The following is a 12,066-nucleotide window of genomic DNA, read 5'->3' as shown; positions in this document are numbered from 1 at the left end:
TCCAGCCCACCCCCGCGACAACTCCAGGAGACTGACGACAGATGGCCGACCGGGTCACAGTGATCGGCTGGGACGGCTCACCACTGACCGGAGCGGCCACCGCGGCGCTCTCCGCCGCCACGCTCGTCGCCGGGGCCGCCCACCACCTCGCTCTTCCCGAGGTCCCGCAGGCTGCGGAACGGATCCGGCTCGGCTCCGTCGACCTGGCCGCCCGGCGGATCGCGGGCCACCGCGGCAGCGCCGTGGTCCTCGCCGACGGCGACCCGGGATTCTTCGGAGTGGTACGCACCCTGCGCGCCCCCGAGCACGGTCTCGAAGTCGAAGTGGTGCCCGCCGTCTCCGCCGTCGCCACCGCCTTCGCCCGCGCCGGCATGCCGTGGGAGGACGCCCAGACCGTCGTCGCCCACCCCCGCACCCTGCGCCGCGCAGTGAACGTCTGCCGCGCCCACCACAAGGTCGCCGTCCTCACCTCGCCCGGTGCTGGACCCGCCGAACTCGCCCTGCTGCTCGAAGGCGTCCACCGCACGTTCGTCATCTGCGAGGAGCTCGGCACCGCCCGCGAGCAGGTCACCGTCGTCACCTCCGAGAAGGCCGCCGACCACGTCTGGCGCGACCCCAACGTCGTCATCGTCATCGGCGGCGGACCCGAACAGCGCGCCGACGGGGCCTGGATCGCGGGCCGCCACCCCGCCTACCCCCAGGGCGTACGCGGCTGGGCACTGCCCGCCGGCGCCTACCGGGGCGAAGGCGCGGACCCGGCGGGGGAGAGCGGCGAGGGCGAGACGCCCGGACTGCGCGCCGCCCAACTCGCCCATCTCGGTCCCCGCACCGGTGACCTGGTCTGGGACATCGGCTCGGGCAGCGGCGCCCTCGCCGTGGAGGCGGCCCGGTTCGGTGCGGCGGTCCTGGCCGTCGACAGCGACCCGGACGCCTGCGACCGCACCGCGGGGGCGGCCCGGACCTTCGGGGTCCAGCTCCAGGTGGTGCAGGGCCGCGCCCCGCACGTGCTGGAACGGCTGCCCGAGCCCGATGTCGTACGGATCGGGGGCGGCGGCGTCCGCGTCGTCACGGCCGTCGCCGACCGCAGGCCGGAACGGATCGTCACCCACGCCTCGAACCGGGACGAGGCCGAGGCCCTGGGCGCCGCCCTCGCCGAGAACGGCTACACGGTCTCCTGCTCGCTCCTGCAGTCCGTCGAACTCGACACGGCCGCATGGTCGGAGCGCGAACGCTCGGTCGTCTTTCTGCTGTCCGCACTGCGTTCGGACCTCGCCCCCTGACCCCGTCGCCATACGGCGGGAGGTAGGCTGGCCGATCGTTGCACCGCGCCCGGACCTTCGTCGCTTCGTTCGTCAATGTCCGGAAAAGGGGACCGGTTTGGCCCCCGTTGTGGTACGGCAGAACCGGGGGACGCGCAACGTGGCGCAGTCCACAGCGAGCCGTGGCGAAATGAGCTGCCGCGGCGGCGAACGACCGCGAGAATGCAGTATGTCCGCGACCGTTTCGTGCCGCGCGGCGCGCCCGCTCGTTCCACTGGACGAGCGCCTGTGTGCCGTGGTCGGGCGTCCCGGGCGAAGGGCGGAAGGAGCACTGACGATGGGCGAGGGGTACGCATGAGTGACACCGGCCAGATCCCGGGCGAGGGACTGCCGGAGAACGCAGGCATGGTGGAGCAGCCGGGCAACCCCGCCCCGGATGCCTACACCTTCCTCGATCCCTCCGAGCACGCGTCCGAGGACGACGACCTTCTGCTGATGCCGAGTCCCCAGGGTGCCTGGAGCGAGCCGCAGGCCGCCCCGGTTTCCGGCCAGTTCCCGGACGGCGCCGCCCCCCAGGCCCCGCTGCCCGAGCAGGGCGGGTACCAGCCCCGGCCGGCCCCGCAGCACCATGCCCAGGGCCCGGTCCAGCTCCAGGAGCAGGTCCAGCAGCAGGTCCAGGTCCCGGCGTACGCCATGCAGGCTCCCGCCGAGCCGCTGCCGAGGACCGGCCCGGGGACGCATGAGTCCGGCGGCCGGGACTCGGGCGCGGTCGACCTCAGCGGCGTGCGCATCCCGTCACCCGTCCCCGCCCCGGCGCAGGCCCAGGTGCCGGTGGCCCAGACCCAGGCACCCGCGCGCAGGCCGCTGCACCGCGGCCCGGCCTCGGCCGAGTCGGGCCCGTCCTACGGCGGTACGTCGGGCGGCGGCGTGGTCCGTTCGCTCGCAGACCGGGGCCCGGCGGGCGTGCCGCAGCCCGCGCAGGCCCAGGCACCCGCGCCGGTACCCACCCCCGCACGGCACGCGGGGCCGGTCACCGCCGAACCCGAGTACTTCGGGATGACGGCCGAGGAATCGGCCGTCCTGCCGGGCCCGCAGCTCGGCGAGATCCCGCCGCAGGGTGTGAACGAGTGGGCGGCCCAGCCGCCGCAGCAGACCGCTGCCCCGGCCGCCGTCGAGGCGGAGCCGGTGGTGGCGCAACCGCCGTCGGCAGAAGCAGAAACGGTCGTCCCGGAGGCGGCGGATTCCGCCCCCGCGCCGGTCGAGGCCGAGGCCCCGGCGGAGGTTCCGGCCGAGGCGCCGGCTGAGGCACATCCGGCGGTCTCGGTGGCTCCCGAGGCGGCGGAGGCGGTTTCCGTACCGGCACCGGTCGAGGCCGCGGCAGCCCCGCCTGTCGAGGTGACAACGGTCGAAGCCCCGCCTGCCGAGACGCCGCCTGCCGAAGCCCCGCAGGTGGAGGCGCCGCAGGTCGAGGCGCTGCAGGTCGAGGCGGCACAGGCCGATACGGCACCGGTCAATACGGCTCCCGAGGAAGTGGCGCCCGTCGCCGCGCCGCCGGTGGAGCCCGTGCCGGACGGCTCCTCCCTGGGCCGGTTCGTACAGGTACAGGGTTCGCTGCCCTCCGCCCCGCACCTGGCCCCGGCCTTCGTGGCCGAGCAGCCGGTGGAGCCCGAGGCGGTCGTCGAGGCCGCGCCCGAGCAGCAGCCGGTCGCCGTGGAGCCGGCGCGTGAGGCGGAGCCGGAGGCGGGCCCCGAGGTCATCGAGACCCCTGACCTGACGCACACCACCGAGGACGCTCCGGCGCAGCCGGCGGAGGCCGGACCTACGGTGCCTGCCGAGCAGACCGGCGAGCCCGTCGCCGAACCGGCCGCCCCGCGGATCGCCGCGGAGCAGGCGGTACCGCAGGAGGCCCCGGAGCCCGTACAGCCGGAGCCCGTACAGCCGGAGCCCGTCCAGACGGATTCCGTGCCGGCCGAGCCCGTACAGCCCGAGGTCGTACAAGCCGAGTCCGTGCAGACCGTGGTGGAGCCTGAGGCACCCGAAAGCGTCGCCACCTCCGGGACGGGCGATGCGCCCGAGGCCGAGGCAGTGGCGGAGACCGATGAGGAGCCCCTCACCGCGCCTCCCGCCCCCGGCTACGACGACGCCGAGCGTGACGCAGTACTGCGGGTCATGCGGGAACGCCGCGACATCCGTAACGGCTTCCGCAGCGACCCGATCCCGCACGAGGTGCTGCTGCGCGTTCTCGAGGCAGCGCACACCGCGCCGAGCGTCGGGCACTCGCAGCCCTGGGACTTCGTCGTCATCCGTTCCGCGGAGACCCGCCGCTCCATGCACGAACTGGCGCAGCGCCAGCGCGACGCCTACGCCAAATCGCTTCCCAAGGCCCGGGCGAAGCAGTTCAAGGAACTGAAGATCGAGGCCATCCTCGACACCCCGGTCAACATCGTCGTCACCGCCGACCCGACCCGGGGTGGCCGCCACACGCTCGGCCGGCACACCCAGCCGCAGATGGCCCCCTACTCCTCGGCACTCGCGGTGGAGAACCTCTGGCTCGCCGCCCGCGCCGAGGGACTCGGCGTCGGCTGGGTGAGCTTCTTCGACGAGCGCGAGATGGTCCGTTCCCTCGGCCTGCCCGAGCACCTCGAAGTCGTCGCGTACCTGTGTGTCGGTTACGTGGACGAGTTCCCGGAGGAGCCGGAGCTGATGCAGGCCGGCTGGTCCAAGCGCCGCCCGCTGTCGTGGGTCGTGCACGAGGAGACGTACGGTCGCCGCGCGCTGCCCGGCGAGGAGCCGCACGACCTGCTCCAGGAGACCATCTCCAGCATCCGGCCGCTGGACGCCAAGGCGCTCGGCGAGGCCTGGGAGCGCCAGAAGCGGATGACCAAGCCGGCCGGTGCGCTCGGCATGCTGGAGATCATCTCGGCACAGCTGGCCGGGCTGTCCCGGATGTGCCCGCCGCCGATCCCGGAGCCCGCGGCCGTCGCGGTGTTCGCTGGCGACCACGGAGTGCACGCCCAGGGAGTCACCGCCTGGCCGCAGGAGGTGACCGGCCAGATGGTCGCCAACTTCCTCGGCGGCGGCGCGGTCTGCAACGCCTTCGCGGCCCAGGTCGGCGCCGAGGTGTGCGTGGTCGACGTGGGTGTGGCCTCGGAGCTGCCCGCGACGCCCGGACTCCTGCCGCGCAAGGTGCGTGCGGGGACGGCCGACTTCACGACCGGTCCCGCCCTCACCCGCGAGGAGGTCCTCGCGGCGATCGAGGTCGGCATCGAGACCGCCCGTGACCTGGTCGCGGCGGGCAACAAGGGCTTGCTCACCGGTGAGATGGGCATCGCCAACACCACGGCGTCGGCCGCGCTGATCTGCGTGTACACCGGGATGGACCCCGCGGAGGTGACCGGTCGCGGTACCGGCATCAACGACGAGATGCACGCCCGCAAGGTCGACGTGGTCCGCCGCGCCCTCGACCTGCACCAGCCGGACCCGGCCGACCCGATCGGTGTGCTCGCGGCCGTCGGAGGCCTGGAGCACGCCGCGATGGCCGGGTTCCTCCTCGGCGGGGCCTCACTCCGTACGCCGGTCATCCTCGACGGCGTCAGCGCGGGCGCCGCGGCCCTGGTCGCACGCGCCATCGCGCCGGAGGCACTGGCGGCCTGCATCGCGGGCCACCGGAGTGCCGAGCCCGGCCACGTCGCCGCCCTCAACAAGCTGGGCCTGCGCCCGCTGGTCGACCTCGATCTCCGCCTGGGCGAGGGAACCGGCGCGCTGCTGGCCCTGCCGATCGTGCAGAGCGCGGCCCGCGCGATGCACGACGTGGCGACGTTCGACTCGGCGGGCGTCACGGAGAAGTAGCGCGGCAACGGGGCGGTTTCGGGGGCTCCGCCCCCGGACCCCCGCCCCCGAGCCCCCGCCCTTCGGCATCTCCTTCGGGTCCCGGCCGGGGACCCGGACCCGCAGGCGCCCGAAGATGCCTGGCCGGGCCTGAAGGATTCGGTTCCGCCGGCGTTCGAGGCACGTGGGCCCGGACGGAGCCCAGGCGACGGGACGGTGCGGGGTGGCGAACAGGCCCACCCCAGCCGCAACACCGCACCCACCCCGTATCGTGAAACCGCACGTCACAGCCGCTCCACCGCCGCAGCGGCCGCAGCACTCCGCACCGCACGAGGAGCCCGTACCGTCATGGCCGAGCACGCCGTTCACCCCGCGTACCCCGTCGGACTGCGCCTGAGCGGGCGCCGCGTAGTCGTCGTCGGAGGCGGCCAGGTCGCGCAGCGGCGCCTCCCCGCCCTCATCGCGGCCGGCGCGGACATCGTCCTCGTGTCGCCGTCGGCCACCCCGTCCGTCGAAGCGATGGCGGATGCCGGGGAGATCCGCTGGGAGCGCCGCCCGTACGCCGACGGGGATCTCGCCGACACCTGGTACGCCCTCATCGCCTCCGACGACACCGCGGCCAACGACGCCGCCTCCGCCGAGGCCGAACGCACCCGCACCTGGTGCGTCCGGAGCGACAACGCGGACGCCGCCACTGCCTGGACCCCCGCCACCGGCCGCAGCGAGGGCGTCACCGTCGCCGTGCTCACCACCGACGCGCACGGCCGCGACCCGCGCCACTCAGCCGCCGTCCGCGACGCCATCGTCGAGGGACTCCGCGACGGCACCCTCGCCGCGCCCCACCACCGCACCCGGACCGCCGGAGTCTCGCTCGTCGGCGGCGGCCCCGGCGACCCCGACCTGATCACCGTCCGTGGCCGCCGTCTGCTCGCTGAGGCCGACGTGGTCATCGCGGACCGGCTCGGCCCGCGTGACCTGCTGGACGAACTCCCGCCGCACGTCGAGGTGATCGACGCCGCGAAGATCCCGTACGGCCGCTACATGGCGCAGGAGGCGATCAACAACGCGCTGATCGAGCACGCCAAGGCGGGCAGGGCCGTCGTCCGGCTCAAGGGCGGCGACCCGTTCGTGTTCGGACGCGGCATGGAAGAGGCCCAGGCGCTCGCCGCCGAGGGCATCCCCTGCACCGTCGTCCCCGGCATCTCCAGTTCCATCTCGGTACCTGGCGCGGCCGGTATCCCGGTCACCCACCGCGGGGTGGCCCACGAGTTCACCGTGGTCAGCGGCCATGTCGCCCCCGATGACGAGCGGTCGCTCGTCGACTGGGAGGCACTCGCCCGGCTGCGCGGCACCCTCGTTCTGCTGATGGCCGTCGACAAGATCGGCGCCATCGCCCGAACGCTGATCGCCCACGGTAAGTCCCCCGAGACCCCGGTCGCACTGGTCCAGGAAGGGACCACGGCCGCGCAGCGCCGCGTCGACGCGACGCTCGCCACCGTCGGCGAGCGGGCCGTCGCGGAGGACGTGCGCCCGCCGGCCGTCATCGTCATCGGCGACGTCGTCGCGGTCGGCCCGGCCGGCACCGGGCACTCCGCCGAGTAACCATCGGTAACGGATCTTCTCCCAGACCGTTGGCACCACACACCGGACAAGGCAGTATCAACCTGTGGCTGATCTCATCACCGTCGACGACCCCGACGACCCCCGACTGCGCGACTACATCGGCCTGACCGACGTCGAGCTCCGGCGCAGGCGAGAGCCGGCGGAGGGCCTCTTCATCGCCGAGGGCGAGAAGGTCATCAGACGCGCCAGGCAGGCCGGGTACGAGATGCGCTCCATGCTGCTCTCGGCGAAGTGGGTCGATCTGATGCGCGACGTCATCGACGAGGTCCCGGCTCCCGTGTACGCGGTCAGCCCGGAGCTCGCCGAGCGCGTCACGGGCTACCACGTGCACCGCGGCGCCCTCGCCTCCATGCAGCGCAAGCCGCTGCCGGCCGCCGAGGAACTCCTGCGCACGACGCGCCGCGTGGTCGTCATGGAGGCCGTCAACGACCACACGAACATCGGGGCGATCTTCCGCAGCGCCGCCGCACTGGGCATGGACGCGGTACTGCTCTCACCGGACTGCGCCGACCCGCTCTACCGACGCTCGGTCAAGGTCTCGATGGGCGCGGTCTTCTCCGTTCCGTACGCCCGCCTCGACACCTGGCCCAAGGCGCTGGAGACCGTACGGGAGGCGGGTTTCAAACTGCTCGCGCTGACACCCGACGAGAAGGCCAGCAGCATCGACGAGGCGGCGCCGCACCGGATGGACCAGGTGGCCCTGATGCTCGGTGCCGAGGGCGACGGACTCTCCACCCAGGCCCTCGTCGCCGCCGACGAATGGGTACGCATCCCCATGGCACACGGCGTCGACTCGCTGAACGTGGGCGCGGCCGCGGCCGTCGCCTTCTACGCGGTGGCCACGGGGCGCCCGCAGAGCTGAGGCCCGCGCCGGGCGGCCAGTGCGTGTTCCGCAAGGGCATCGTCCGGCCGCGGGGCAGGCGGGGCTTTCGGAACACGCCTCAAGGACGGTCCTGTAATCCCCGGCGGGCGCACGACGCCGGCCACGGCGCCGCGCCGCGTTGTCGGAACGCCCGAATACATCCAGTACGCGGACGTCCCTCCGCCTTGCGATGCACCGCACCCGACGCCGCGCGCTGATCCAGCAGGGATTACGGGACAGCCCTTTTAACCTCGGACCGTGCCCTGGCTCTGGCCGCTTTGGACGGGACTCCGCGTCTCGCCGGAGCCCAGGCCGCGGGCCGGACCCTGGCAGCCCTGCGCCGCCGCGATGCCCAGCGCCACCAGCAGCGTCACCACGACGAAGACGACCAGCCGCTGGCGCAGCAGCCGGGGATTGGCCGGACGCCGTCCCGTCGAGGTCGAACGGGTCCCGGGCCGGGTGCCCGGCCTGCCCTTCGTCCCCTTCGCGCCCTGCGTCCGCTTCCCGGAACCCGTCGTGCCGCGCGGCTGCCGGTCGGGGCGTGAACCCCCGGTGCGGGGCGGGGCGGGACGCGCCGGCGCCGTCTGCCGGTTCTGCGGACGCGACACCGGGGCGGGAGGAGCCGCGCGCCGGGTGTGCTGCTCGGTGTACGGACCGTCGAGGCGGCCCGTCGGCCGGTCGGCCTCCTGCGCGGAGCGCTGGGCCGGCGGCCGACTCTCGTGCAGCCCCTGCGCCTCCCGCGCCGCGATCTCCTTGAGCCGCATGGAGAGTTGCAGCGTGCTCGGCCGCTCCTCCGGATCCTTCGCCAGACACGCGCTCACCAGCGGCGCCAGCGCGTCGTGCACGTCGTACAACTGCGGTTCCTCATGCACCACGCGGTAGAGCATCACCTCGGAACTGCCGTGCCCGAACGGTGAGTCGGCCATCGCCGCGTACGCCAGCGTCGCGCCGAGCGAGAAGACGTCCGTCGCGGGTGTGACCGCGGCACCCCGTACCTGCTCGGGGGCGAGGAAACCCGGTGAACCGACCGCCGTACCGACGTGCGTGAGCGTGGAGGCCCCGGTCGCCCAGGCGATTCCGAAGTCGATGATCCGCGGGCCCTTGGGGGAGAGGAGGATGTTCGACGGCTTCAGGTCACGGTGGACGACCCCCGCCTCGTGCACCGCCACCAGGCCCTCGGAGAGCGCCGCACCGATCGAGGCCACCTCGGCGGCGGACAGCGGACCCTCCTCGGCCACCTTGTCGTGCAGCGAGGGGCCCGGTACGTACTGCGTGGCGAACCACGGGCGGTCCGCCTCCAGATCGGCGGCCACCAGTCGGGCCGTGCAGCCGCCGCGGATCCGCCGGGCAGCGGAGACCTCGCGTGCGAAGCGCGAGCGGAACTCCTGGTCCTCCGCCAGATCCGGGCGGATCACCTTCAGCGCCACCCGCTGGCCGCGCCGGTCCGAACCCAGGTAGACGACACCCATGCCGCCCGCCCCGAGCCGCCGGTGCAGCCTGAACGAACCGACGACACGCGGGTCCTCGCGCCGGAGCCGCATCATCGCCATGTCTGCCCATCCCCGCTGCCTGGTCCGCCTGACGAGGCACAGCTTACGTACCCGCCGCCCGGGGTGCTCAGAGGCCGCGCCCTCGCCCACGAATCGTTTGTCAGTGCCGGGTGGGAAACGTGAGATGTGGTCAGGGAGCCGCGGATGCAGGGATCCCCAGCCGTGCGAGATCTCAAAGGTCCGTCGCAGAAGGGGGATTGGATCAATGAAGGGCGACCGAGTCCAGATGGTCGTGGACGCCGGGGACACGACCCGCACGTACGAAGTGGTGGCCTCCGGAGCGGGCCGCAGGGTGGAGACCGCACTCCGTCAGGGGGTGGTCGAAGTGAGTGAAGTCACGCTTCCCCATGCACTGAAAGGCATGGGAGGTGCCCCTATCGGCTCCGTGGTGCGCACCGCCCCCTCCATGGCGACCAGGACCGCTCGCCCTGGTCGAACAACCGGTACCCAGAGAGGAGGGCTCCGAGGGTTCCCTCCGGGATGACCCCAACGTCCGGTAGGCCCGTCTCCACCCAGGGGAGTACACCGACTGCCCACGGCTCATCCTCCGGGAGGCCCGGCATTCGGTACGCGGGCATGACGCCGCCCGTCCGCCGGATCCCTAATGTTGAAGTCATGCGGCGGGCGTCGCACTCGTCCCCCGAGGCCAAACGCCCGCCGCTCCACATCAGGTCAGGAGAGGAACCATGGCGGACACGGCAACGCGGACCATGATCCGCACGCAGGGACGCAGGGCCTACGCCTCGTTCGGCAGCCGCCCGTCGTCCGGCAAACGTCACCCGCTGGTGGCGACGGCCATGGTTCTTCCTCTGGCGGCCCTGCTCGTAGTCGTCTTCGGCGGCTGGGATGCGGTGGTCACACAGGCGTCGTCCGTGGGCGTGATGCTGGGGCGCTGAGCGGCGCCCCGGGTCCGAAAGAGCGGTTCGGACCGGGACATCCGGCCAACAACCCCGTGGGGACGGGGGTGCGGCGGACGGCAGCGTTTGTCCGGTCAGCTGGGGAGCTGACCGGACATCGCGCTGTCCGGCCCCGGTAGATGGCCTGCCCGACCTGCCCCGGCCTCCCCCGGCCTGCCTCGACCGGCAGCGGGTCCTGCGCGGACGACGGCCGGGCCGCCCCGAAGTGATCGGGCGCGGCAGCCGGTGCGCTCGGCATTCGGCTCTTGCGGCCCGGGTGCGGTTCCCGGCCCGGCCCCCCGCGGCCCGCCTGTGCTCCGTTCACCCGAGTACGCTCCGCTCGGCGGCGGGCAAGGCACCGGCTGTTCCGCAGATCCAGACCCAGATCCAGATCCAGACCAGATTCGGGCCACCGGGGGAGACATGACCACCGCATTCGTACGCGCGCTCGGCGCCCTCGCCCACCGAGCGGCGCATGTCCCGGCCCATGTCCCGGCCCATGTCCCGGCCCATGCCCCGGTTCGTGCCGCAGCCGGCTGCGACTGCCCGCCGCCGGTCGTGCTCGCGGACCGGGCGGACGGCACGGTGGTCCGCAGCGGCCCGGTCGTCGCCAAGGCCCATGCCCCCGGTACGGACACCGCCGGCCTGGCCGTACGCCTCCGGCTGGCGGCCCGCCCCGCTCTGGCGGGCACCCTGCTCGCACCCCTGCCCGTACCGCCCCCGACGACCCCGTATGAGGCCGCCGCGCCCCTCGTCGCCGCGACGCCGTACCTCACCGAAGTGCACGGCCGCCCGGTCACCCTGTGGCCGCACGGAGAGCCCGTGGACCCGGGCGATCCGGACGCTGCGCCGTGGGAGGAGGCCGCCGTCCTCCTGGCGCGCCTGCACCGCACCGAGCTCCCGGCTCCCGGGGCCGTACGGCCGTCCGGGCTGCCGGCCATGCGGGGACCGGCGAAGGCCGCTCTCGCCGTGCACCGGATGTGCGAGGCGCGTCCTGGAGACCCGGCCACCGCGCCGGTAATCGCCGCCTGGCAGCGGCTTCCCGACCGGGCCCGTGACGAGGCGCCGTCGACCGGGCACGGCCGGCGCCACCTCTGCCACGGCGACCTGCACCTGGGGCAGCTCGTCCGGCACCCGGCCCCGCACGGCCACTGGCTGCTGATCGACGTCGACGACGCGGGCATCGGGGACGCCGCCTGGGACCTGGCCCGCCCCGCGGCCTGGTACGCGGCCGGACTGCTGCCGCCCGAAGTCTGGTTCCGGTTCCTGGGCGCCTACCGGGGCGCCGGAGGCCCCGCGGTGCCGGCCGAGGGCGACCCCTGGCCCGGGTTGGACGTCGCCGCCCGCGCCCTGACCGTGCAGACCGCGGCCCTGGCCCTCGCCAAGTCCGCGGCGGAAGGCCGGAGTCCGGATGAGGTGGAGGAGCTGATGATCGAAGCTTGTGCCCGAATCGCAGCATTCCGGCCCGAGTTGGCGCCCGGACCGGCGTCGTAGGCTGAACCGACCGTCGGCGGGCACGTATTCCGGCGACGGCTTACCGATGGCGAGGAGTGAGCCCGAAAATGCAGTGTCCCAAGTGCCACGCACCGATGCACACGTACAACCGCAACGGCGTTCAGATCGAGCAGTGCAGCGGCTGCCGCGGGATATTCCTCGACTACGGCGAGCTGGAGTCCCTGACCCGCGTCGAGGCGCAGTGGACGCAGCAGGCTCCGCCCCCGCAGCCCGCGCCGCCGGCCTACCCGGCCGCCCCCGGACCCGCCTGGGGCGCCCCGCAGCAGCACCACGGCGGCCACCACGGCCACTACCGGCACAAGAGCTTCGGCCGGATGCTCTTCTCGTCCTGACCGGCTGGTCCCGCGTCGTCGGCCCGGACGCCACACGTCCCGGCCGGCGGCGCGGACACGCGCGGCAACGACGAAGCCCCGGTCGTCGAGACGACCGGGGCTTCGGACTGTGCGCGATACTGGGATTGAACCAGTGACCTCTTCCGTGTCAGGGAAGCGCTCTCCCGCTGAGCTAATCGCGCAGGGTGACCCTGCGTGTAC

The 12,066-nt window shown here is 73.6% G+C and carries 8 protein-coding genes, 1 tRNA gene and 1 pseudogene; 8 read left to right on the top strand and 2 right to left on the bottom strand.

Annotation, left to right across the window (positions count from 1 at the left end):
• The first annotated feature begins 41 nt into the window (after positions 1 to 41).
• The 4 genes from cbiE (at position 42) to ACFVJX_RS18700 (ending at position 7,572) form a co-directional block, all read left to right on the top strand.
• Positions 42 to 1,280 (top strand): precorrin-6y C5,15-methyltransferase (decarboxylating) subunit CbiE, encoded by a 1,239-nt coding sequence (gene cbiE / locus ACFVJX_RS18715; RefSeq protein WP_384135790.1) that lies wholly within the window; start codon positions 42 to 44, stop codon positions 1,278 to 1,280.
• A 333-nt stretch (positions 1,281 to 1,613) separates the two neighbouring features.
• A complete protein-coding gene (cobT, locus tag ACFVJX_RS18710) occupies positions 1,614 to 5,108 on the top strand; it encodes a nicotinate-nucleotide--dimethylbenzimidazole phosphoribosyltransferase (protein ID WP_384135792.1) in 3,495 nt (1,164 codons plus the stop codon).
• A 327-nt stretch (positions 5,109 to 5,435) separates the two neighbouring features.
• On the top strand, positions 5,436 to 6,689 hold the full coding sequence (gene cobA, locus ACFVJX_RS18705; protein WP_384135794.1) for a uroporphyrinogen-III C-methyltransferase: 1,254 nt from the start codon (positions 5,436 to 5,438) through the stop codon (positions 6,687 to 6,689).
• 64 nt (positions 6,690 to 6,753) lie between these two features.
• Positions 6,754 to 7,572 (top strand): TrmH family RNA methyltransferase, encoded by an 819-nt coding sequence (locus ACFVJX_RS18700; RefSeq protein WP_384135796.1) that lies wholly within the window; start codon positions 6,754 to 6,756, stop codon positions 7,570 to 7,572.
• Positions 7,573 to 7,817: 245 nt separating this feature from the next.
• Here the strand turns inward: ACFVJX_RS18700 and ACFVJX_RS18695 are convergent, their stop codons facing one another.
• The gene (locus ACFVJX_RS18695) at positions 7,818 to 9,122 is read right to left on the bottom strand and encodes a protein kinase (protein WP_384135798.1); all 1,305 of its coding nucleotides are present in this window, start codon (positions 9,120 to 9,122) and stop codon (positions 7,818 to 7,820) included.
• 205 nt (positions 9,123 to 9,327) lie between these two features.
• On the opposite strand from ACFVJX_RS18695, the pseudogene ACFVJX_RS18690 reads away from it, so the two are divergent.
• The 4 genes and pseudogenes from ACFVJX_RS18690 to ACFVJX_RS18675 all read left to right on the top strand — a co-directional run bounded on the left by ACFVJX_RS18690 (position 9,328) and on the right by ACFVJX_RS18675 (position 11,865).
• Positions 9,328 to 9,622 (top strand): annotated as a pseudogene (locus tag ACFVJX_RS18690) (hypothetical protein).
• Positions 9,623 to 9,808: 186 nt separating this feature from the next.
• Positions 9,809 to 10,018, top strand: a complete 210-nt coding sequence (locus ACFVJX_RS18685; protein ID WP_384135800.1) for a hypothetical protein — start codon at positions 9,809 to 9,811, stop codon at positions 10,016 to 10,018.
• A gap of 423 nt (positions 10,019 to 10,441) precedes the next feature.
• On the top strand, positions 10,442 to 11,512 hold the full coding sequence (locus tag ACFVJX_RS18680) for a phosphotransferase (protein WP_384135801.1): 1,071 nt from the start codon (positions 10,442 to 10,444) through the stop codon (positions 11,510 to 11,512).
• A 68-nt stretch (positions 11,513 to 11,580) separates the two neighbouring features.
• Positions 11,581 to 11,865, top strand: coding sequence for a zf-TFIIB domain-containing protein (locus ACFVJX_RS18675; protein ID WP_384135803.1), 285 nt, complete (start codon positions 11,581 to 11,583; stop codon positions 11,863 to 11,865).
• A 110-nt stretch (positions 11,866 to 11,975) separates the two neighbouring features.
• Here the strand turns inward: ACFVJX_RS18675 and ACFVJX_RS18670 are convergent.
• A tRNA-Val gene (locus ACFVJX_RS18670) sits at positions 11,976 to 12,047 on the bottom strand.
• Positions 12,048 to 12,066 lie beyond the last annotated feature (19 nt).

It is taken from the genome of Streptomyces sp. NPDC127177 (assembly GCF_042672475.1).
Taxonomy (GTDB): Bacteria; Actinomycetota; Actinomycetes; order Streptomycetales; family Streptomycetaceae; genus Streptomyces.
This window is presented reverse-complemented; position numbering and strand designations above follow the sequence as displayed.

Excerpts from the sequence above, each read along its gene's own strand:
- cbiE (WP_384135790.1), top strand. The coding sequence starts at position 42 with ATGGCCGACCGGGTCACAGTGATCGGCTGGGACGGCTCACCACTGACC.
- cobT (WP_384135792.1), top strand. The coding sequence starts at position 1,614 with ATGAGTGACACCGGCCAGATCCCGGGCGAGGGACTGCCGGAGAACGCA.
- cobA (WP_384135794.1), top strand. The coding sequence starts at position 5,436 with ATGGCCGAGCACGCCGTTCACCCCGCGTACCCCGTCGGACTGCGCCTG.
- ACFVJX_RS18695 (WP_384135798.1), bottom strand. The coding sequence starts at position 9,122 with ATGGCGATGATGCGGCTCCGGCGCGAGGACCCGCGTGTCGTCGGTTCG.
- ACFVJX_RS18685 (WP_384135800.1), top strand. The coding sequence starts at position 9,809 with ATGGCGGACACGGCAACGCGGACCATGATCCGCACGCAGGGACGCAGG.
- ACFVJX_RS18680 (WP_384135801.1), top strand. The coding sequence starts at position 10,442 with ATGACCACCGCATTCGTACGCGCGCTCGGCGCCCTCGCCCACCGAGCG.
- ACFVJX_RS18675 (WP_384135803.1), top strand. The coding sequence starts at position 11,581 with ATGCAGTGTCCCAAGTGCCACGCACCGATGCACACGTACAACCGCAAC.